This window comes from Streptomyces sp. NPDC091279 (assembly GCF_044757465.1).
Taxonomy (GTDB): domain Bacteria; phylum Actinomycetota; class Actinomycetes; order Streptomycetales; family Streptomycetaceae; genus Streptomyces.
Genome location: NZ_JBIVVA010000018.1, coordinates 16,623 through 37,206 on the forward strand (window position 1 = coordinate 16,623; position 20,584 = coordinate 37,206).

The 20,584-nt window shown below is 72.6% G+C and carries 22 protein-coding genes, 2 tRNA genes and 1 pseudogene; 14 read left to right on the plus strand and 11 right to left on the minus strand.

Annotated elements, in window-relative coordinates; translation table 11 throughout:
• Positions 1-7: 7 nt before the first annotated feature.
• Entirely contained in the window at positions 8-514 is a 507-nt protein-coding gene (locus ACIQOU_RS33610) for a heme-degrading domain-containing protein (RefSeq protein WP_401543347.1), read from the minus strand.
• Positions 511-1,617: a Gfo/Idh/MocA family oxidoreductase gene (locus tag ACIQOU_RS33615; protein ID WP_401543350.1), complete on the minus strand. Its 1,107-nt coding sequence runs from the start codon at positions 1,615-1,617 to the stop codon at positions 511-513. The genes ACIQOU_RS33610 and ACIQOU_RS33615 overlap by 4 nt, the downstream gene beginning before the upstream one ends.
• A 143-nt stretch (positions 1,618-1,760) precedes the next feature.
• Here ACIQOU_RS33615 and ACIQOU_RS33620 point away from each other — a divergent pair, with 143 nt between their 5' ends.
• The 9 genes from ACIQOU_RS33620 (at position 1,761) to ACIQOU_RS33660 (ending at position 9,481) form a co-directional block, all read left to right on the plus strand.
• A complete protein-coding gene (locus ACIQOU_RS33620; protein ID WP_401543353.1) occupies positions 1,761-3,059 on the plus strand; it encodes an ROK family protein in 1,299 nt (432 codons plus the stop codon).
• A gap of 141 nt (positions 3,060-3,200) precedes the next feature.
• Positions 3,201-4,040: a hypothetical protein gene (locus tag ACIQOU_RS33625; RefSeq protein WP_401543356.1), complete on the plus strand. Its 840-nt coding sequence runs from the start codon at positions 3,201-3,203 to the stop codon at positions 4,038-4,040.
• A 42-nt stretch (positions 4,041-4,082) separates the two neighbouring features.
• Positions 4,083-4,838, plus strand: a complete 756-nt coding sequence (locus ACIQOU_RS33630) for a GntR family transcriptional regulator (RefSeq protein WP_401543359.1) — start codon at positions 4,083-4,085, stop codon at positions 4,836-4,838.
• A 207-nt stretch (positions 4,839-5,045) separates the two neighbouring features.
• Complete coding sequence (locus ACIQOU_RS33635; RefSeq protein WP_401543602.1) at positions 5,046-6,179, plus strand: TIGR03364 family FAD-dependent oxidoreductase; 1,134 nt, start codon at positions 5,046-5,048, stop codon at positions 6,177-6,179.
• Positions 6,180-6,190: 11 nt separating this feature from the next.
• Positions 6,191-6,913 carry a phosphonatase-like hydrolase gene (locus ACIQOU_RS33640; protein WP_401543361.1) on the plus strand — a complete coding sequence of 241 codons (723 nt, stop codon included), beginning with the start codon at positions 6,191-6,193 and terminating at the stop codon, positions 6,911-6,913.
• A 97-nt stretch (positions 6,914-7,010) separates the two neighbouring features.
• Positions 7,011-7,790: an HAD-IIA family hydrolase gene (locus ACIQOU_RS33645; RefSeq protein WP_401543364.1), complete on the plus strand. Its 780-nt coding sequence runs from the start codon at positions 7,011-7,013 to the stop codon at positions 7,788-7,790.
• A 98-nt stretch (positions 7,791-7,888) separates the two neighbouring features.
• A complete protein-coding gene (locus ACIQOU_RS33650) occupies positions 7,889-8,440 on the plus strand; it encodes a hypothetical protein (RefSeq protein ID WP_401543367.1) in 552 nt (183 codons plus the stop codon).
• A gap of 2 nt (positions 8,441-8,442) precedes the next feature.
• Positions 8,443-9,108, plus strand: coding sequence for a class F sortase (locus ACIQOU_RS33655; RefSeq protein WP_401543369.1), 666 nt, complete (start codon positions 8,443-8,445; stop codon positions 9,106-9,108).
• Between the two features lie 52 nt (positions 9,109-9,160).
• A complete protein-coding gene (locus ACIQOU_RS33660; protein WP_401543618.1) occupies positions 9,161-9,481 on the plus strand; it encodes a hypothetical protein in 321 nt (106 codons plus the stop codon).
• Here the strand turns inward: ACIQOU_RS33660 and ACIQOU_RS33665 are convergent.
• Positions 9,439-9,738: pseudogene (locus ACIQOU_RS33665) on the minus strand (glycosyl transferase); the annotation flags it as partial. The gene ACIQOU_RS33660 and the pseudogene ACIQOU_RS33665 sit on opposite strands and share 43 nt — an antisense overlap.
• Positions 9,739-9,854: 116 nt before the next feature.
• Positions 9,855-9,928 (minus strand) — tRNA-Lys (locus tag ACIQOU_RS33670).
• Positions 9,929-10,137: 209 nt separating this feature from the next.
• Between ACIQOU_RS33670 and ACIQOU_RS33675 the strand changes: the two genes are divergently transcribed.
• The 4 genes from ACIQOU_RS33675 to ACIQOU_RS33690 all read left to right on the plus strand — a co-directional run bounded on the left by ACIQOU_RS33675 (position 10,138) and on the right by ACIQOU_RS33690 (position 14,188).
• Positions 10,138-11,463, plus strand: coding sequence for a peptidoglycan-binding protein (locus ACIQOU_RS33675; RefSeq protein ID WP_401543372.1), 1,326 nt, complete (start codon positions 10,138-10,140; stop codon positions 11,461-11,463).
• A 131-nt stretch (positions 11,464-11,594) separates the two neighbouring features.
• Entirely contained in the window at positions 11,595-12,707 is a 1,113-nt protein-coding gene (locus ACIQOU_RS33680) for an SPFH domain-containing protein (protein ID WP_401543374.1), read from the plus strand.
• A gap of 243 nt (positions 12,708-12,950) precedes the next feature.
• Positions 12,951-13,556: a lytic polysaccharide monooxygenase gene (locus ACIQOU_RS33685; protein ID WP_401543376.1), complete on the plus strand. Its 606-nt coding sequence runs from the start codon at positions 12,951-12,953 to the stop codon at positions 13,554-13,556.
• Positions 13,557-13,708: 152 nt separating this feature from the next.
• Positions 13,709-14,188 carry a DUF3592 domain-containing protein gene (locus tag ACIQOU_RS33690; RefSeq protein ID WP_401543378.1) on the plus strand — a complete coding sequence of 160 codons (480 nt, stop codon included), beginning with the start codon at positions 13,709-13,711 and terminating at the stop codon, positions 14,186-14,188.
• Positions 14,189-14,307: 119 nt separating this feature from the next.
• On the opposite strand, the gene ACIQOU_RS33695 is transcribed toward ACIQOU_RS33690, so the two are convergent.
• The 6 genes from ACIQOU_RS33695 to ehuB all read right to left on the minus strand — a co-directional run bounded on the left by ACIQOU_RS33695 (position 14,308) and on the right by ehuB (position 18,509).
• Positions 14,308-14,381: transfer RNA gene (locus ACIQOU_RS33695), tRNA-Lys, on the minus strand.
• A 123-nt stretch (positions 14,382-14,504) separates the two neighbouring features.
• The gene (locus tag ACIQOU_RS33700) at positions 14,505-15,266 is read right to left on the minus strand and encodes an IclR family transcriptional regulator (RefSeq protein ID WP_401543381.1); all 762 of its coding nucleotides are present in this window, start codon (positions 15,264-15,266) and stop codon (positions 14,505-14,507) included.
• A 193-nt stretch (positions 15,267-15,459) separates the two neighbouring features.
• Complete coding sequence (ehuA, locus tag ACIQOU_RS33705) at positions 15,460-16,275, minus strand: ectoine/hydroxyectoine ABC transporter ATP-binding protein EhuA (protein ID WP_401543384.1); 816 nt, start codon at positions 16,273-16,275, stop codon at positions 15,460-15,462.
• Positions 16,265-16,918 (minus strand): ectoine/hydroxyectoine ABC transporter permease subunit EhuD, encoded by a 654-nt coding sequence (ehuD, locus tag ACIQOU_RS33710; protein WP_401543387.1) that lies wholly within the window; start codon positions 16,916-16,918, stop codon positions 16,265-16,267. Before ehuD ends, ehuA begins: the two co-directional genes overlap by 11 nt.
• Complete coding sequence (gene ehuC / locus ACIQOU_RS33715; protein WP_401543390.1) at positions 16,915-17,586, minus strand: ectoine/hydroxyectoine ABC transporter permease subunit EhuC; 672 nt, start codon at positions 17,584-17,586, stop codon at positions 16,915-16,917. The genes ehuD and ehuC overlap by 4 nt, the downstream gene beginning before the upstream one ends.
• On the minus strand, positions 17,583-18,509 hold the full coding sequence (ehuB, locus tag ACIQOU_RS33720) for an ectoine/hydroxyectoine ABC transporter substrate-binding protein EhuB (protein ID WP_401543393.1): 927 nt from the start codon (positions 18,507-18,509) through the stop codon (positions 17,583-17,585). The genes ehuC and ehuB overlap by 4 nt, the downstream gene beginning before the upstream one ends.
• Before the next feature lie 199 nt (positions 18,510-18,708).
• On the opposite strand from ehuB, the gene ACIQOU_RS33725 reads away from it, so the two are divergent.
• Entirely contained in the window at positions 18,709-19,212 is a 504-nt protein-coding gene (locus ACIQOU_RS33725; RefSeq protein ID WP_401543396.1) for a DUF3830 family protein, read from the plus strand.
• On the opposite strand, the gene ACIQOU_RS33730 is transcribed toward ACIQOU_RS33725, so the two are convergent.
• On the minus strand, positions 19,193-20,584 hold the full coding sequence (locus ACIQOU_RS33730) for an amidase (protein ID WP_401543398.1): 1,392 nt from the start codon (positions 20,582-20,584) through the stop codon (positions 19,193-19,195). The two genes, ACIQOU_RS33725 and ACIQOU_RS33730, sit on opposite strands and share 20 nt — an antisense overlap.

The following is a 20,584-nucleotide window of genomic DNA, read 5'->3' on the forward strand; positions in this document are numbered from 1 at the left end:
GTTGGGCTCACTGTCGTTTCAGGAACTCCTCCAGGGCCTCCACCACGAAGCGGTGGTCCTGGAGTTGGGGCAGACCGCTCACCGTGACCGCGCCGATCACACCCGCGCCGGTCACGGTGATCGGGAAGGAGCCGCCGTGGGCCGCGTACCGGTCCACGTCCAGACGCGAGGACTCCTCGAACGTCGTTCCCCTGGTCCGGTACCGGGTGCCGACCAGGTAGGACGCGCAGCCGTACCGCTCCACCACCCGGCGCTTGCGGGCGACCCACGCGTCGTTGTCCGGCGTCGAACCCGGCAGCGCCGCGTGGAAGAGCTGCTGGCCCGCGCGGTGGATGTCGATCGCGAGCGGCGCCTGTCGCTCACGGGCCAGCTCCACCATGAGCGAACCGAGCGCCCACGCGTCCTCGTGGGTGAACTGGCCGAAGACCAGGCGCCGTTCCTGCGCCTCCAGCTCCTCCACGGAGGGCGTGATCTCGGGGTGGAACTTCGGGGTGATCTCGCCGTTGCGCGTCACAGGGACACCGCCACTCCGTCACGGGCCGAACGGCGGGCCGCCTCCAGGACGTCGAGGGCGGCGGCCGCCTCCGTCGCGGTCACCGGGTTGGCGCCGTCGCCGGTGAGAGCCCTGGCCACGGCCGCATAGTACGCGGGGTAGTCGCCGGGGAGGGTCGGCTCGGGGGTGCCGCCACCGGTCAGCGGGGATTCGCCGGAGCCGACGTGGCCCCACAGCGACTCGGGTTCCGTGCCCCAGGCGGCGGTCGTGCCGGGGCGCCGCCCCTCGCGCAGGGCCGCCTCCTGCGGATCGAGGCCGTACTTGACGTATCCGGCCCGCGAGCCCAACACCCGGAAGCGTGGGCCGAGTTGGGCGGTCGTCGCCGAGACGTACAGGTGGGAGTGGACGCCGCTGGCGTGGGTCAGCGCGAGGAAGGTGTCGTCGTCGGCCTCGGCGCCGGGGCGGCGCACGTCGGACTCCGCGTAGACCCGGGTGACCGGGCCGAAGAGGACCAGGGCCTGGTCGACGACATGGCTGCCGAGGTCGTACAGCAGACCTCCGATCTCTGCGGGGTCGCCGGACTCCCGCCAGCCGCCCTTCGGCTGGGGGCGCCAGCGTTCGAAACGGGACTCGAAGCGCCACACCTCGCCCAACTCGCCGTCCGCCAGGAGCTTTTGGAGGGTGCGGAAGTCGTTGTCCCAGCGGCGGTTCTGGAAGACGGAGAGGAGCAGGCCGCGCTCCTCGGCGAGCGCGGCGAGATCGCGGGCCTCGGCCGCCGTCCCGGACACCGGCTTGTCCACCACGACCGGCAGCCCCGCCTTCAGGGCGGCGGTGGCGAGCGGCACATGCGTCTTGTTGGGCGACGCGATGACGATCAGGTCCAATTCGGCGGCCCGGTCGAACAGTTCGTCCGGGTCGGCCGCGAGGCGGACGTCCGGGAACTCGTCGCGGGCCTGCCGTTGCCGCTCGGGGTTCGAGGTGACGACCGTGTCCAGGGCGAGGCCCTCGGTGGCGGCGATCAGCGGGGCGTGGAAGACGGAGCCCGCGAGACCGTAGCCGACGAGACCCACGCGGAGCGGGGCGCCGGAGCGGGCGGCAGGGGCGTCGAGTGGAGTGCCAGTCATGCCCTCCACTTTGGCAACGCTGTTGCCAAAGTGCAAGCACGGGGGAGAATGGACCGTGGGCAGGCCCCTGGAGAAACGGGGCCGCGAGCGGACACGAGGGTGGTCGAGCGGGTGCGGCAGCACGGCATGAGGGGCGAACGGCGATGAACGGGACCGGCGTCGGCGGCAACCGGACGCCCACGGGCGGCACGGGCGGCGCCAATCTGCTCGCCGTGCGCAGTCACAACACCGCCCTCGTCCTCGACCTGCTGCGCGCGGCCGGAACCGACGGCATCAGCCGCCTCGAACTCGCCGAGCGCACCGGCCTCACCCCCCAGGCGGTCAGCAAGATCACCGCCCGGCTGCGGGAGGAGGGGCTCGCGGCGGAGGCGGGGCACCGCGCCTCCACCGGAGGCAAGCCCCGCACCGTCCTGCGCCTGGTCCCGGACGCCGGTCACGCGGTCGGCGTCCACCTCGACCGGGACGAACTGCGCACGGTCCTGGCCGACCTCACGGGAACGGTCGTCACCGAGCGCCGCACACCGATCGACCTCGGCGTCGGAGCGGACGGCGTGATCGAGGCGGTCGTGGGGGAGGTGGGCGCGGTGGCGGCGGGAGTGGGCCCAGGGGGTGCCGGGGCCGGGGCGAGGGGGGCGGCGGGGAGCGGGGTGCGTTCGGTGACCGGCGTGGGTTCGGGGACTGCCGGGGCGGGCGAGGCCTCACCTGGCGGCACCTCCGACCCCGACTACCCCAGGGGTACCCCTGACCCTGGCCACCCCATCGGCACCCCCGCCCTCCTCGGCGTGGGCATCGCTCTGCCCGGGCCTCTCGACCACCTCCGTGGGGTTCTGCATCGGGTCACCGGGTTTCCCGAGTGGGACGGGTTTCCCCTACGGGATGCCCTGATGAGGCGGCTCGGGGTTCCGGTCGTCGTGGACAAGGACACCAACGCCGCCGCCCTCGGACTCGCCCTCGGCGGCGGGGTGGCCCCGGACGGTTCCTCCTTCGCCTATCTGCATCTCGGCACGGGACTCGGGGCCGGGCTCGTGCTCGGCGGGGCCCTGCACCGGGGGGCGCGGACCGGGGCGGGGGAGTTCGGGCACCAGGTCGTGCAGCTGGACGGGCCGCCCTGCGGGTGCGGCAACCGGGGGTGCGTCGAGGCGCTGTGCCTGGCCGCCGTCGCCCGGGGTGATCTGGCGGAGGCGGCGCGCGTGCTCGGCACCGGCGCGGGCAACCTCGTCGCCCTGCTCGACGTCGACCTCGTCCTCCTCGGCGGCCGGACGGTCACCGACGCGCCGGGGCCCTTCGTCCGGGGAGTCGCCGCGATCCTCGACGCCCGCGCCCACCGCACCGGCGAGCCGCCCATCCCGGTCCGCGCCGCCCCGGCCGGGGTCGCGGAGGGCGCCGCCCAACTGGTGCTGGCCCCGCTCTTCGGCCGCGCACCCCTGACCTGCGCCCCGTGACTCCCGGGAGCCAGGCCCGTTCCCCCGGCCTCCGCAGTCCCGTCGTTCGGGTAATCGGCTCTTCGTCTTATCGGGGGGACTTGGGGTCCCGTCCGGCGTGCCGTTGGGCGGCGTGGTCCGCGCGCGCGACAGGGTGCCGTCATGCGACTGTGCCCGCCCCTCGCCCTCTGCCTTGCCGCAGCCGCCCCGTCGATCGGCTTAGTCGGCACGGCCCCGCCCGCGCACGCGGCCCCCGCCGCCTCGTGCGCCGCCGACGACCCGCACTTCCCCCTCACCACCCGGATCGAGAACGGCCCCGGCACCTATCAGGCCGGTGGCGGTTACGGGACCTGGTCCCTGAAGCTCACCAACACCACCGACCGCAGCTGCGGAAACGTCCATCCGGTCGTCGTTCTCGTCGACGAGCGGCGGACGTTGCGGCCGGAGCAGCCGCTGCTTGAGTTCTTCGACGAGGACCGGCGGCCGCACCCCGTCCACTTCGAGGTCACCGACGAGGACGAACTCATCGGCGCGTTCGACGACGGGTTCCCCGGGTTCACCGTCGGCCCGAAGAAGACCGTCTCGGTGGCCGTGCGGCTCGCGCTCACCTCGGACGCCGAGCCGAACGACATCACCGCCAAGGCGGCCCTCGTCCAACGGCAGGGCGGCAACGGCGAATGGGTCGGGCAGTCGAACGACTACGCCTTCCGCGTCGAGGACAGCGCGGGCGCCGATACCGGCGGCGGAACGGGCGGCGACACCGGCGGCGACACGGCCGTCCCCCCGCCCGCCTCCGCCACCCCGTCCCGCTCCGCACCCGCGTCCACGTCCTCGCCCGCCCCGGCCACCTCACCCGCCGTTCCCCCCGGCCGTGAGCAGCGGCTGCCCTTCGCCGACGAACTCGCCGCCACCGGTGTGGCCGGGCTCGGCGGCATCCTCGTCGCCGCCGTCCTGCTGGTGCTCACCGGCGGCGCGCTGCTGCTGGCCCGCAGGAGGAAGTGAGCCCGCGTCGGCAGCGCCGCCCCCGTCTGCGACCATCCCCTGGTGGACTACCCGTACGACCAGGCGCCCGGCGCCCCCGTCCGCTCCGGCATCCCGGAGCACGGCCGCGTTCCGAAGTACTACGCGGTCAAGGCCCGTATCGACGTGCTCGTCGGCGAGCTGGGCGAGGGCGCCCTGATCCCCACCGAGCGTGATCTGTCGGAGCGGTTCGGCGTCGCCCGCGAGACCGTCCGGCAGGCGCTGCGGGAACTGGTCCTGGAGGGCAAACTGCGCAGGCAGGGGCGCGGCACGGTCGTCGCGGGCCCCAAACTCCAGCAGCCGCTGTCCCTCGCCAGTTACACCGAGGGCGTCCGGCGCCAGGGCCGCACCCCGGGCCGGAGCCTGGTCGGCCTCGACCGCTTCCCCTGCCCGGACGCGCTCGCCGCCGAGACCGGCCTGGAGCGCGGCGAGCCCGTCTGGCACCTGGAGCGCGTGCTGCTCGCCGATGACGAGCGGGTCGGCCTGGAGAGCACCTACGTGGCGGTGGCCCGGGTCCCCGACCTCGACTCGGGGTTCGACCCCGACTCCTCGTTCTACGCCCACCTCCGCGCGCACGGCATCGGCTTCGGTGACGCCGACGAACGCGTCGAGACGGTGCTCGCCACCCCTCGCGAGGCCCTGCTCATCGGCACCCCGCCGGCCCTGCCCATGCTGCTGATCCACCGGATCTCCCGCGACCCCGAGGGCCGCCCGCTGGAACGGGTCCGCTCCCTCTACCGGGGCGACCGCTTCTCCTTCACCGCCCGCCTGCACGGCTGACCCTCCCACGACCGGAAGATGAACGGCCCGACACCCACTGTTGGCATCACGGAAAGGTAACGGGTCTAGCCCAAATGGGTCGGCATCCTTCAGGCTGGCCCTGAAGGGAAGGGACGAGACCCCGCCCCGGCCCCTCACCCCTCGCCCCCTTCTCTCTCGTCCCGCATCCCTCATATCCCTCTCATCCCTCTCATCCCGAGGAGCGTGATCGTCGCCGTGAAAGTGATCGTCGTCGGAGCCGGTGTGGTGGGCACCCTGCATGCCTGGGAGGCGTTGCGGCGTGGGCACCAGGTCGTCCAGATCGAGCGGGAGGCCGAGGCGCGCGGCGCCTCGCTGCGCAACTTCGGGCTGATCTGGGTCGGCGGCCGCTCGGGCGGCCCGGAGCTGGAAACCGCCCTGCGCGCACGGGAGTTGTGGGAGGAGATCGGCGGACGGGTGCCAGCGCTCGGGTTCCGTGCCAACGGCTCCCTGACCCCCGTGCGCGGCCCCCTCGAACTCGCCGTCGCCGAGGCCGCGTTGGCCCGCAACGACGCCACCGCCCGAGGCTTCGAACTGCTCACCCCGGCCGAGGCCCGCGCCCTCAACCCCGCCCTGCGCGGCGCGTTCACCGCCGCCCTGCGCTGCGAGCGGGACGCGACCGTCGAACCCCGCACCGCCCAACTCGCCCTGCGCGCCGAGCTGTCGAAGTCCCCGCACTACACCTTCCTGCCGGGCCGCGAGGTCCGTGACGTCACCGGCCCCGCCACCGTCCGCGACGACCACGGCGACGTCCACCGCGCCGATGCCGTCGTGCTGTGCACCGGCGCCTGGCTCGGCGGCCTCGTCCGCGAGCTGGCCGGACCCGAACTCCCCGTGCGCCGGGTGCGGTTGCAGATGATGCAGACCGACCCCCTCGGCGAACCGTTCCCCACCTCGGTCGCCGACGCCGACAGCTTCCGCTACTACCCGGCCTACGCCTCACCCGCCCTCGACGCCCTCCAGGCGGGCCAACCGCAGGCGCCGACGGCCGACGAGCACCGGATGCAACTCCTCATGGTGCAGCGCGCCGACGGGTCGCTGACCATCGGTGACACCCACGCGTACGAGCACCCCTTCCCGTTCGACACCGTCGAGGACCCCTACCACCACCTCGTCGGCGTCGCTGAGGCGCTGCTCGGACGCCCGCTGCCGACGATCCGACGCCGCTGGGCCGGGGTGTACGCGCAGTGCACCGACCCGGCGCGGGTGGTGCACCGGCAGCGCGTCCACGACGGCGTCTGGCTGGTCACCGGACCCGGCGGGCGCGGCATGACCTGCTCACCCGCGATCGCGGAGACGACCGCCGACGAGCTGAACTGGTGAGGAAGCCGACCATGAACTCCCCCAACTCCCGCACCTCCCCCGACACTTCGACCGTCCACGGCATCCGGCTCGTCGTGCTCGACATGGCCGGGACCACCGTCGCCGACGACGGACTCGTCGAGCGGGCCTTCGCCGCTGCCGCCGACGAACTGGGCGTCGCCCCCGGCTCACCCGAGCGCGCCGGCCAACTCGCCTACGTGCGCGCCACGATGGGCGAGTCCAAGATCTCCGTGTTCCGGCACCTCTTCGGCACCGAGGAACGCGCCCGGCGCGCCAACTCCGCCTTCGAAGCGGCGTACGGCGCCCTCGTCGACGCCGGTCTGAGCGCCCCGATTCCCGGTGCGCGCAAGGCCGTTGAGGCGCTCCGTGCCGGGGGCCTGACCGTCGTTCTCACCACCGGGTTCGCCCGGGTCACCCAGGACGCGATCCTGGACGCGCTCGGCTGGCGCGACCTGGTGGCGCTCACCCTGTGCCCGGCGGACGCGGGCGGGCGGGGGCGGCCGTTCCCCGACATGGTGCTCCAGGCGTTCCTGCGGACCGGCGCCGCCGACGACGTCCGGCAGATCGCCGTCGTCGGGGACACCTCCTACGACGTGCTCAGCGGGGTCCGCGCGGGCGCGGGCCTGGTGGCCGGGGTGCGCACCGGGGCGCACGGGGACGCGGAGTTCGCGGCGGCGGGCGCGACCCACGTCCTCGACTCGGTCGCCGGCCTGCCGGTACTGCTGGGCCTGTGACTAGCCCGTACTGCGGGGCCTCTGACTAGGCTGGGGGCGTCGGCACGCCGTGGTCCGGCGCCCGTTTCGCCCCGTACGTTCGCCTGGAGACGCCCACATGGCAGACCGCAAGCCCATCGAGTCGTGGCTCACCGACATGGACGGCGTCCTCATCCACGAGGGCGTGCCGATCCCCGGTGCCGACGCCTTCCTGAAGAGGCTGCGGGACTCCGCCAAGCCCTTCCTCGTCCTCACCAACAACTCCATCTACACCCCGCGTGACCTGCACGCCCGGCTGCGCCGGATGGGCCTGGACGTGCCGGTGCAGAACATCTGGACCTCCGCGATGGCCACCGCGCGGTTCCTCGACGACCAGCGGCCCGGCGGCACCGCCTACGTCATCGGAGAGGCCGGGCTCACCACCGCCCTGCACGACATCGGCTACGTCCTCACCGACCACGAGCCCGACTACGTCGTCCTCGGCGAGACCCGTACCTACTCCTTCGAGGCCATGACCAAGGCGGTCCGGCTGATCGGCGGCGGCGCCCGGTTCATCTGCACCAACCCGGACGAGACCGGCCCCTCCACCGAGGGCCCGCTGCCCGCGACCGGCGCGGTGGCCGCGCTGATCACCAAGGCCACCGGCAAGCAGCCGTACTTCGCGGGCAAGCCCAACCCGCTGATGATGCGCACCGGGCTCAACGCGATCGGCGCCCACTCCGAGACCAGCGCGATGATCGGTGACCGCATGGACACCGACGTCCTGGCCGGTATGGAGGCCGGGATGCAGACCTTCCTGGTCCTGACCGGTCTGACCCGCCCCGAACAGGTCGACGGCTTCCCCTACCGTCCCTCGCAGGTCGTCGACTCGATCGCGGACCTCGTCGACCGCATCTGACCCAAAACCCCCTGCCACCCGAACGGAGCAGTCCGGCCCCGCTGCGGATGCGGGGCCGGAGCGGGGCGGGGAGTCTCCAGATGACTGGAGGTTCCACGATGGGTCCACTTCGCCTGACTCTCTGTACCGGCATCCTGGCCGCCCTCGCCGTCACTCCGGCGGCGTACGCGGCGGACGGACGCGGTGTCTCCGTGTCCCCGTCGACCCCCACCCCCGGCGCCGACGTCGCCCTACGGGTCACCGGCTGCTCCGGCAAGACCGCCACCGCGACCTCGACGGCCTTCGTCGCCGACGCGCAACTGACCGCCGACAAAGGCACGTTGGCCGGTGACACCCGCATCGACTCCACCACGAAACCCGGCCCCTACGACGTGAAGATCCGCTGCGCCGACTTCGAGATCCGCGTCTCGATCCACGTCGTCAAGAAGGGCGCCGCCCCCTCCGCGCCGCCCTCGAAAGCCCCCTCCGCACCCGCCTCCCCGGTCGCCCCCGTGCACGCGGGCGGCGGCGGTTCCGCGCCCCTCGCCGAGGCGGAGGCCCAGCAGAAGGGCCCCGGCACCGCACACGCGGTGACCGGCCTGGTGCTGGCCGGGGTGGCCGCAGCGGCGGTGGCCCTGCTCTCCGCCCGGCGCAGACGCGGAGCGGACTGACGATGCCGGATCACGAACGTGCCTCCGGCGCGGGGACGTTGCTGACCGGCGTGGCCTGGGCGGTCCTGCTGCTCGGGCTGTGGCTGTGGGGGTGCGAGGTGACCGGCCCACACCCGGGCATATCCACCCCGGCCACCGGCGGCATCGCGGCGGTCGGCCGCCCCCCGGACATCCAACTGCCGCCCGCCGCACCGCCGTTGGACCCCGCACTCCCGCACCGCGTGGACATCCCCGACCTCCGTGTGCAGGCCCCGGTCACCGCCCGCGGCCTCGACCCCGAGGGCGCGATCGAACCACCGCCGTACGACCAGGCCGGCACCGTCGGCTGGTACGCGGCAGGCACCACACCCGGGGCGGCCGGGGTGGCGCTCATGGTCGGCCACGTCGACACCGACACCCGGCCCGCCGTCTTCTACAGACTGAGCGCCCTGCACCCCGGCGAGACGATCCGCGTGGCCCGCGCCGACGGCCGGCTCGCCGAGTTCACCATCGACGACGTCCGGGTCCAGGAACGTCAACGCTTCGACGCCCAGCAGGCGTTCGGCCCGCACCAGCGCGGCCGCGCCGAACTCCGCCTGATCACCTGCGGCGGCACCTTCGACCGGGCGACCCACAGCTACACGGCGAACGTCATCGTCTCCGCGTATCTCACCGGCACCGCCGCCTGACCCCTGGCGTGCCAGGACCGAACCGGGGAGCGGGCACCGAGGGGGAGTCGGGATGTACGGCGACAGGGGGGCCGGAGTGCGCGCGTCCGGGGCGCTGCTCGGGGCGGCGCTGCTGCTCGCGGGCTGCTCCTCGGGGGACGACGGTGACCGGCGCGACGCCGGTGCGCCGATCGGCCAACAGCCCAAGGACACCGACCCGTTCCGGGTCGACCCGGACGGCAACGCGGCCCGGCAGGTCGCCGCCTACGCGAAGGCCGGCAAGACCGCCGAGGCCGCCCAACAGGCCGACCGCACCGGGCTGTTGGTCCTCTGCAACATCCCGCACCGCGAGTTGCCGTGCTTGGTCTTCGCCCGGTGCGGGCCCGTGGCCTGATTCCACTCGGGGACACCCTTACGGGAGAAGTGCTGGACGCCGAGGCGGGCGCAGCCGGCCCGCACCGCGTCGTCGTCGCCCTCGTCGAGCAGCCAGACGTGCAGCACGCCCCGGTGCCGCAGCCGGACGGCCGTCTCCAGGGTCCTGGTCACCATCTCCAGCGGCTCCCTGCCGGGCACGAAGGAGGTGCGGAACGCCACCCGGGTGCCGCTCTCGGGCACCACCGGGACCGGATCGCGGGCGACGAGTGCGGCGTACCCTGGTCGTACCCGTCCATGTCGCCCCCCCCGTGCGGGAGCGGGGCGCACTGTTCAACGGGGTCGGTTTCCGGACACGCGAAAGGCCCCCCGCGATGCGAGGGGCCTTCGTGTCGTGCGCCGTCAGGGACTCGAACCCCGGACCCGCTGATTAAGAGTCAGCTGCTCTAACCAACTGAGCTAACGGCGCCTGCTGACGACACAACTCTACCCGACCCCTAGGGGTGCTCCCGACCACCCGGACGCCCCTCGGAGCCGCCCCGTGCTTCCCGGGGCGACCGCTCTGACCTGGGCGCGTACATCATTCGGACCGTCAACATGCGGTTTTGGAAGTCAGTTGGGAAACTGGTCGACGTGCACCGGCGCGGAGCTGTCGATCTGGAGTGTGAGGGGAATCGCATGGAGACTCCGGTATTCGAGGAATTCGATCCGGCGAACGACTGTGAATGCCCCGGATGCGTGCAGCGGCGGCGTTTCCCGGCGCATTCCCCGGGCGGCCGTCACCCGGCCGCCCACCGGGTGGTGATCGTCGCGACGGCGGCCACCGCACTGCTCGGCGCGGGCCACGCGGCACCCGCCCTCGCCGCCCCGCACGCACCCCAGCGCCCCGGCGTTCCCGCAGCTGACCAGCCCGACACCCCCCAGGGCGGCAAGGCCCCGCTGCACGGCCGGGGGGCCCGCCCCGGAAAACCGGCCCGTGGCCCGCGCATCCCCCCGACCACCCGCGCCGAGATCATCGACCGGGCCAAGAAATGGGTCGACGCGCAGGTCCCGTACAGCATGAACGCCTACTGGTCCGACGGGTACCGGCAGGACTGCTCGGGATATGTGTCGATGGCCTGGAACCTCTCGGGAAACGAATGGACCGGCAGCCTCGACCAGTACGGCGACCGTATTGACAAGGACGAGCTGCAACCCGGCGACATTCTGCTGTTCCACAATCCGGCCGACCCCGAAAAGGGCTCGCACGTCGTCCTTTTCGGCGGCTGGACCGACGCCGCGCACACCACCTACACCGCCTATGAACAGACCCGCCCGCACACCCGCCGCCAGTCCACCCCGTACACCTACTGGAGCAACTCCAGCCGCTATCTGCCCTACCGCTACAAGGGGCTCACGGCGTCGGCGGCGGGTGCGGACGCCCGCCCGTCGGCCAAGTCGCCGTTCCCCGGAGCGGCGTCTTTCGGCCCCGGCGCCAACAACCGGCATGTGACCGCGCTGGGCCGGATGCTGGTGGCGCGCGGCGCCGGGCGCTTCTACGGCTCGGGGCCGGGACCGCGCTGGTCCGACGCCGACCGCAGGGCCACCCAGGCCTTCCAGCTCGCGCAGGGCTGGCGGGGCGGCGCCGCCGACGGGCTGCCGGGCCCGCGCACCTGGCAGCTCCTGGTCACCGGCAAGGGCCGCAGCATCGGGGCGACGACGCCCGTACCGTCGTCGCCCGGCAAGACCCCGAAGCCGACGGCGGCCTCGAAGCCGTCGTCGGGTGTGCCCGCCTACCCCGGGCGGGGCATGTTCCGGCCGGGGGCGAGCAACGTGTATGTCACCCGGCTCGGTGAGCAGCTGGTGCGGAAGGGGTTCGGCGCGTACTACACGGGCGGCCCGGGTCCGCGCTGGGGCGAGCCGGACCGGCGCAACGTCGAGGCCTTCCAACGCTCCCTCGGCTGGCGAGGCGCGGCCGCCGACGGCTACCCGGGCCCGGAGACCTGGCGCCGCCTCTTCTCCTGACCGACCCCTCTGATCCCCCTCTCTCTCCTGTCCCCCTGACCCCCTGACCCCCCTGATCTCCCTGTTCCCCCTGTTCCCTCGAACTCGCCATCTCTGAGTTGTGACGCATCTGGCGCGGAGGCTGGAGCCACATGAGTACGACGACCACGTCCCACTCGCCCGAGTCGGAGGGGCCGGGGCGGTCCGCCCGGCTCATCCAGAACGAGTCGACCACCGAGATCCCCGTCCATCTGCTCTTCCGCGACGACCCTGACCCGGTCACGGTGCCGCTCAAGCCCGCCGTCGTCGCCCGCCGACAGGGCACCGGCGAACAGCCCCGGCTGCGCCGCCCCACCTACCCGGCGCCCCGCCCCGCCCCGCAGGTCGACCCAGAGCTGACCGAGCGGCGGGCCCGGGTGCTGCCCGGCGCGGCCGGGGTGTTCGCCGGGGTCTGCGGGGCGGCGGGCTGCGTCGCCACCTCCTGGTGGGCCGGGGCGCTGCCGCCGCTCGCGGTGGAGGCGCTGGCCCTGCCGGTGCACGCGGGCGTCGGCCTCGGGCCCGTGCAGTGGGCGGCCTACGCCGTGGCCGGTGCGCTCGGCATGTTCGGGTTCGGCGGGCTGGCCAGGGGGCGGGCCGGACGGGCCTGGGTGCTCGGGCTGTTCGGCCGGTACCGGGGGACCGTGCGCAGGACCGGCCTGCTGTGGGTCAACCCGCTGGTGCTGCGGCGCCGGGTGGACGTCCGGCTGCGGCACTGGCGCAGCGAGGCGATGCCGGCCGCCGACGGCAGCGGGGTCGCGCTGCGGGTCGTCGTTCTGGTGGTGTGGCGGGTGCGGGACACCGCGCGGGCCACCCTCGGGGTCGACGACCATGAGACGTATCTGCGGGAGTGCGTGGAAGCGGCCCTGGCCCGGGTGCCGATGGCGGTGCCGGGCGGCGGCAAGGGCGCGATCGAGGCGGCCGGGGACGCGCTGACCCGGCTGGTCGCGGCGGACACGGCGCCGGTCGGCCTGGAGGTGTTCGCGGTGCAGCCGGTGCGGGTGGAGTACGCCCCGGAGGTCGCCGCGGCCATGAACCGGCGCCGGATCGCCGCGCTCGACGCCCAGCACCGGGCGTCCGTGCTGACCTCGGTGGTCGACTCGGTGGAGGACACCGTGACCCGGCTGACCATGCGGGGCCTGGTGGAACTGGACGACTACGAACGCAAGGCCCTGGTGAAGGACCTGACGGTGGCGTTCTGCTCGGGCCGCACGGAGAGCGGCCAGTGAGGGAGGCCCCTTAAGGGTGGGGAGACCCGTAGGGGCAGGGACGTCCCGTAAGGGGAGGGGCGCCCCCTACGGGCAGGGGCGCCCCCTACGGGAGCGTGGCCGGTCCCTGGGGGAGGGGGAGCGGGGGAGCCGGGGAGGGCATGCCGGGTGTATGGACACGGTCAACGGACGGCAATAACCTGTGGCTTGGTCTAGACCTGCACGGCTCACTGAACCTCCCCCACGTTCTCCAGGAGCGGCAGTATGCGTACTCGGACCAAGACATCGGCGGCCGTGGTCGGCCTCGCGACCGCCGGAGCCCTCGCCCTCTCCTCCGGCGGCGCCAGCGGCCACGGCTACACCGACCTCCCCATCAGCCGGCAGAAGCTCTGCCAGAACGGCACCGTCGCCAACTGCGGCAACATCCAGTGGGAGCCGCAGAGCGTCGAGGGCCCCAAGGGCTTCCCGGCCGCCGGGGCCGCCGACGGACAGCTCTGCTCCGGCAACAACGCGCCGTTCGCGCAGCTCGACAGCCCGAAGACACCGTCGGGCGGCGCGTGGCCGACGACCAGGGTGACGGGCGGTCAGAGCTACACGTTCCGCTGGCAGTTCACCGCGATGCACGCCACCACCGACTTCCGGTACTACGTCACCAAGCCGGGCTGGAACCAGAACCACAACCTCGCCCGCTCCGACCTCAACACCACCCCGTTCCTCACCGTCCCCTACAACGGCCAGCGCCCCCCGGCCACCCTCTCCCACAGCGGCACCCTGCCGACCGGGCTGAGCGGCCACCACGTCATCCTCGCCGTGTGGACGATCGCCGACACGGCCAACGCGTTCTACGCCTGCTCCGACGTCACCTTCTGACCCCTGCGGGTGGTGCGCGCCGGGAGGCTCGGTCCCGGCGCGCACCGGCGGGAACTCTGAGGATTACTTGAGGCGGCCGGGTCTCCCGGATGGGTACTTTCCAGACATGCCCACCGGGAGGTGGCGCCGACCGGAAAGACTCGGGGGACCTCATGGACCTGTTCTTCTACGTCATACCGTGCCTGATCGCGACCCTGGCCCTGGTCATGTGCTTCCGGCTGCTGAGCCGCTCGCTGCGGGTGCACGGCGCCTGGAACAGCGGGCTCACCGCCGAGGGCCGGGTGCTGCGGACGTTCACGACCGTCCGGGGCGGCGGCGAGGACCACTCCGTCCGGACGAGCCTGCACCACGTCTACGAGTTCACCACCCGCGACGGCCGGCAGATCCGGTTCGAGGAGCGGAACGGCCCGTCGACCCGCCTCGACGGCGACACCGCCACCGTCTACTACAAGGACGGCGCCGACGTCTTCGCCACCGCCCTCCCGCCGGCCCCGGGCAAGCTGCTGGCGTCGGTCCTCGGCGTCCTGGTGTTCCTGGGGGTGATGATCGCCTTCTGCGTCGGCTTCATGGTCACCTTCTCCGAGATGGCCGACAGCGTCTCCGGCGTCTTCTCGGTCACCTCGGATTTCTGACCCACGGGTTTCTGACCTGGCGGGATGCCGGCCCCCGGGTCTGATCCGGGGGTTGATCCCGGGCTTGATCCCGGACAACGCCGAAGGGCCCCTCGCGCGAACGAGGGGCCCTTCTTCGGTGCGCCGTCAGGGACTCGAACCCCGGACCCGCTGATTAAGAGTCAGCTGCTCTAACCAACTGAGCTAACGGCGCATGACTCTCGCCTCCCGCGCTCGGCGGGCGGCGACAAGAAAAATACTACCCGGTCCCCGAGGGTGCTCAGGACCACCCTTCAGAGCTGCCCCCAGGGGCCCAGAAATCCCCGCCCGGCCGGTGTCAGTAGGGCTGGATGGCCAGGGACAGCAGCAGTCCGGCCGCGCCCCGGTTCAGTGTCTCGGCGGCCTGCCGCAGCCGGTGCACCTCCTCCGCCGGGAGCGACACCGCAAGCGAGCCCACCGAGGAACCCGCCGTGATCGGGACGGCCGCGCAGACCGTGCCCACGGCGTACTCCTGGAGGTCGAGATGCGGCACCGTCGGCGGCTGCGCCGCGAGCCGGGACAGCAGCAGCGCGTCACTGGTGATCGTCCGCGAGGTGAGCCGGGCGGGCCGGTGCCGGGCGAGATGGTCCCGGCGCCCGGCGTGGTCCAGCTGCCCCAGCAGGCTCTTGCCGGCGGCGGTGGCGTGCGCGGAGTCACGGAAGCTCACCCACTCGTTGACCGCCGGCGTCGTCGGACCGTCCGCGTACTGGGTGACCTTCATCTCGCCGTCGACATAACGGCTGAGGTAGACGGCGCCGCCCACCGAGTCCCGCAGCCGGTCCAGGGCGCGTTGGAGATCCTCCCGGACGGCCGCGCCCGGCACCGCAGCCAGCCGCGTGAAGGCCTCGCCGGTGACATAGGTGCCGTCGCCGACCTGCTCGACGTAGCCCTCCCGGCGCAGCAGCCGGACCAGGTCGATGAGGCGGTCCGGGTCGAGCCCGGTGTGCCGGGCCAGCTCGGGGTCGGTGACGCCGGTGCTGTGCCGGGCCACCGTCTCCAGGACCCGTAGCGCGTCCTGGGCCGAGTGATAGGGCGCGGTCGGCTCGTGCTGGAGCGCCACGGTCTCCCCCTACGTCGCCGGGTGGGATGGATCGGGGTCGGGACAGCGGTCCCGTCCACGATAACCACCAAGCGGCCGGTAACGAGCGGTCGTTGACCGAATCTCTGCTCTTCCGGGCGACAGACTTTCCCGGGCGCCCCGAGCACCGTGCCCCGAGCACCGCGCCCGGAGCCCGGTGGTCAGGGCGTCGCGGTCAGAGCACCGCGCTCAGGAACTGCCGGGTGCGGTCGTGGTCGGGGTCGTTGAAGATCTTCTGCGGCGGGCCCGACTCGACGACCCGGCCCGCGTCGAACATCAGGACGTCGTCGGAGATGTCCCGGGCGAAGTTCATCTCGTGGGTGACGCAGAGCATGGTGATGTCGGTGGTGTGGGCGATGTCCCGCAGCACGTCCAGGACGCCGGCCACCAGCTCGGGGTCGAGGGCCGAGGTCACCTCGTCCAGGAGCAGCACCTGGGGGCGCATCGCGAGGGCGCGGGCGATCGCGACGCGCTGCTGCTGGCCGCCGGAGAGCTGGCCCGGGTACTTGCCCGCGTGCTCGGTCAGCCCGACCAGCTCCAGCAGGTCGCGGGCGCGTTCCTCGGCCTCGTCCCGCGACAGGCCCAGGACGTGCACGGGGGCCTCGGTGATGTTCCGCATGACCTTCATGTTCGGGAAGAGGTTGAACTGCTGGAACACCATCCCGATGTTCTTGCGGACCTCGCGGATGTGCTTCTCCCCGGCCGGGACCAGCTTGCCGCCGCGCTCCTCGTGGGTGAGGCAGCCGCCGTTCACCCGGATCGTGCCCTCGTCGGGGCGGGCCAGCGTCATCAGCAGGCGCAGGATCGTCGTCTTGCCGGAGCCGGAGGGGCCGATCAGGGTGACGTGCTTGCCGGAGGCGACGGTGAAGTCCAGGGCGTCCAGCACGGTGTGGGCGCCGAACCGCTTGGTGACCCGGTCGAAACGGATCAGCTCGCTGCCGTCCACCGCGGGGTTGACGGTCTCTTTCGAAGGGCTGCTGTCAGCGGACAAGACGACGCTCCAGGACTCGCAGGAGGACGGACGTGGGGTACGAGATGACGATGAACAGGACGCCGACGACGGTGATCGGCTCCATGTAGTCGAAGGTGGTCGCGCCGATGCTGTTGGCCTGGAAGAGCAGGTCGCCCACGGTGATGGCGGAGAGCATCGGCGTGTCCTTGAACATCGCGATCACGTAGTTGCCGAGGGCGGGCACCACCCGGCGCAGCGCCTGCGGCAGGATCACGGCGGCCCAGGTGCGGCCCCGGGGCAGGTTCAGCGCGGTCGCCGCCTCCCACTGGCCGCGCGGCACCGCGTCGATCCCGGCGCGGTACACCTCGGCGGTGTACGTCGAGTAGTGCAGCCCGAGCCCGATGACACCGGTGGCCAGCGCCCCGAAGCTGAGCCCCCAGCCCGGCAGCACGAAGAACAGGAAGAACAGCTGCACCAGCAACGGCGTATTGCGCACGAACTCCACGAACGCGCCCACCGGCCAGGTCACCCAGCGGGTCGACGAGCGCAGCGCGAGCGCCCACACCAGACCCAGCGCGAACGCCACCACCGAACCCAGCAGCGTGGCCTGCACGGTGATCCACAGCCCGTCGAGGAGCTGCGGCATGATGTCGCCGACATACGTCCAGGACCAGTCGTTCATCGCTGCCCACCCCCGGCCACGGCGACCTGGCCGACGGCGGCCTTGGTGCGGCGTTCGAGCAGCCGCATGACCCGGGTGACCACGAACGCGATCACGAAGTACATCACCAGGATGATCCCGTACACCTGGGCGCTCTCACCGGTGGACAGCCGCGCGAGCTTGGCCTCGAAGGTGAGTTCACCGATGGACAGCAGCGAGGCCAGCGAGGTGCCCTTGAGCAGCTCGATCAGCAGATTGTTGAACGGCGGCATCATCTCCGGCACGGCCTGCGGCAGCGTCACCTTCAACAGCCGTTGCCAGGGCGTGAAGTTGAGGGCGACGGCCGCCTCGCGCTGCGCCGCAGGCACCGACTGGAGCGCCCCGCGCACCACTTCGGAACCGTAGGCGCCGTAGGACAGGCCGAGCGCGAGCGTGCCCGCCCACACCCCGGCCAACTGCCAGCCCAGCAGGGGCAGGGCGAAGAACAGCCAGAACATCAGAACCAGCGACGAGGTGCCCCGGAAGAACTCCACGTAGACCCCGCACAGGAACCGTACGGACCGCAGCCGCGAGGTGCGGGCGAGGCCGATGCCGAACGCGACGGCGGCGGCGAGCGCGGCGCTGTAGACCATCAACTGGACGGTGATCCAGGCGCCTTGGAAGAGGAGGACCCACAGAGGACCGGTCATTTCGCGCACAGCTCCTTCGCGGTGAGGTCCGTCATGAAGTCCTCGGTGAACCCGAACGGCTTGGCGATACGCAGGAGTTCACCGCTGCGCTTCATGGCGTGCAGCTCACGGTTGAAGGCGTCCCGCAACGCCGTCTCGCCCAGCCGGAAGCCGTAGCCGCCGCCGTCGCGCTGCGGTGTCCCGCCGACCTCGGGGGTGAACGGGTCGGTCATGCCGACCTTGGGGTGGGCGCCGGTCTTCAGCGCCTCGATCATGGTGAGGGCGGTCCCGGCGAAGCAGTCGATGCGCCCCGCCTCCAGCGCCTCCATCCCGGCGATCTGGTCCCCGTAGGTCTGGATGCGGCTCTTGGGGACGCCGTTGCCGAGGGCGTAGTCGTACTCGGCGTATCCGACGCCGGTCGCCATCCGCAGCCGTTGCTCGGCGACATCTCTGTACGAGGTGATTTTGTGCGGGTTGCCGCGGGGGACGAGGAAGGCGTCCTTGGACTCGTAGTCCGGGTCGGAGAAGAGAACGGCCTGACATCGGGCCTTGTTGATGAACATGCCGGCGACGACGACATCGAACTGGAAGGACAGCAGCCCCGGCACCAGCGCGCCGAACTCCACCGGCACCGGCTCAAAGTCCCGTACGCCGAGCCGCTGGAAGATGGTCCGGGCGACGGCCGGGGCCTCGCCGGTGAGCTTCCCCCGCTTGTCGATGGACGCGTAGGGCGGTTCGCTGGCTATGCCCATCCGGACGGTGCCCCGGTCGCGCAGGTCGGCCAGCAGCCGCCCGCCGTCCCGCGCCCCGCTCACATCGACCCGGGCGCATCCCGTCGTCGCGCCGAGTGTGCCGGCCGCACCCACCGCGAGGGCGCCGAGGACCGCGCGGCGGCGAGGTCCCTGGCCTGATCCTGCTGAGGTGTTCCCCTGTCGTGGAGCCATGGGCGCGCGTCTACCCCGACCGCTCACCCCTATGCCGGTTATTTGCGGCCACAAAGCGGAACGCGTCCTGCTGCTTTCCGGGCGGGCACGCGTGGCCTCCCCGCCCGTGGGCAGGCAACAGTTCTGTGGCCGTGCGCGCCGGACAGCCGCCGGGCGCCGCGCCACAGCCGCGTACACGCACTTGCAAGGAGGGCAACACGTGACCAGCACAGCCGACCGTCACATCGAAATCTCCCTGGTCAAGCGGGGCGTCACCGCCACGGCGAAACTGCTCGACGACCGGGCCCCGATCACCTGCGCGGCCGTCTGGGACGCGCTGCCCCTGGCCGGCGACGTGTACCACGCCAAGTACGCGCGCAACGAGATCTACGCCCTGTTCCCGCCGTTCGCCCCGGCCGAACCGCCGTTGGAGAACCCGACCGTCACCCCGATCCCCGGCGACCTCTGCTACTTCTCCTTCAACGGCGCCGAACTCGGCACCCAGGCCTACGGATACGACCGCGAGGTACGCGCCGGCACCACCCTCGTCGACCTGGCCCTGTTCTACGAGCGCAACAACCTGCTCCTGAACGGCGACGTCGGCTGGGTGCCCGGCATCGTCTGGGGCCAGATCATCGAGGGGCTGCCGGAGCTGGCCGAAGCCAGCAACGACCTGTGGCGCACCGGCGCGGCGGGGGAGACCCTCAGCTTCCGCCGCTTGTGAACCCCGCCTCGTAGAGCGCGTGCGCCGCGCGCAGCACCAGCGCGTCCCGGTGCCGCGCGGCCACGATCTGCAACCCCACCGGCAGACCGTCCCCGTCCACCCCGACGGGGACGGTCGCGGCCGGCTGCTGGGTCAGATTGAACGGATACGTGAACGGCGTCCACCCCGTCCAGCGCCGCAGCCCCGACCCCTTCGGCACCTCCGCGCCCGCCTCGAACGCCGTGATCGGCAGGGTCGGCGTCACCAGCAGGTCGTAGGTCTCGTGGAAGCGGCCCATCCGGCGGCCCAGCGCCATCCTGACGTCCACCGCCGCGAGGTAGTCCAGCGCCGAGAGGCGGGCCCCGGCCGCACAGATCTCCCGCAACCCCGGGTCGAGCAACTCCCGTTGCCCCGACGCCAGTTGCTCGGTGACGCGGGCCGCGCCCGAGAACCACAGGGTGTGGAAGGCGTCCACCGGGTCGGTGAAGTCCGGGTCGGCCTCCTCGACATAGGCGCCCAGCTCGGCCAGCCCCTCCACCGCCCGGCGCACCGCGGCCGCCACCGCCGGACGCACCGCCACCTGCCCGCCGAGCGAGGGCGAGTACGCCACCCGCAGCCCGCGCACCCCACCGCCCAACGCCCCCGCGTACGAACCGGGTTCGGTGTCCAGGGCGGACCAGTCCCGCGCGTCCGGCACCCCGATCACATCGAGCAACAGCGCCGCGTCGGCCGCGTCCCGGGTCATCGGGCCGACATGCGCCAGCGTCCCGAACGCGCTCGACGGATACAACGGCACCCTGCCGTACGTCGGTTTCAGCGCGAAGATCCCGCAGAACGCGGCCGGGATACGTACACTGCCGCCGCCGTCCGTGCCCAGCGCGAGCGGCCCCGCCCCCATCGCGACGGCCGCCGCAGCGCCCCCGCTGGAGCCGCCCGCCGTCCTGCTCGGGTCGTGCGGATTGCGGGTGACGCCGTTGAGCGGTGAGTCGGTGACGCCCTTCCAGCCGAACTCGGGGGTGGTGGTCTTGCCGAGGAAGACCGCGCCGGCCTCCCGCAGCCGGGCCACCGACGGCGCGTCCTCGTTCCAACTCCCGCCCTCGGGCGTGGTCTTCGAGCCCTTCAGGGTCGGCGACCCGCGCAGCAGGATGATGTCCTTCACGGTGACCGGGACACCGTCCAGCGGGCCGGTCGGCTCGCCGCGCCGCCATCGTTCCGTGGAGTCACGGGCCCGCGCGAGCGCTTCCTCGGGCAACAGCCGTACGAACGCGTTGACTTCGGGTTGTATCCGCTCCGCCCGGTCGAGGGTCGCCCGGGTGGCGTCCTCCGGGCTGAACTCGCCCGTGCGGTAGCCCTCCAGGAGTCGGGTCGCGGTCAGCTCGGTGAGGTCGGTCAT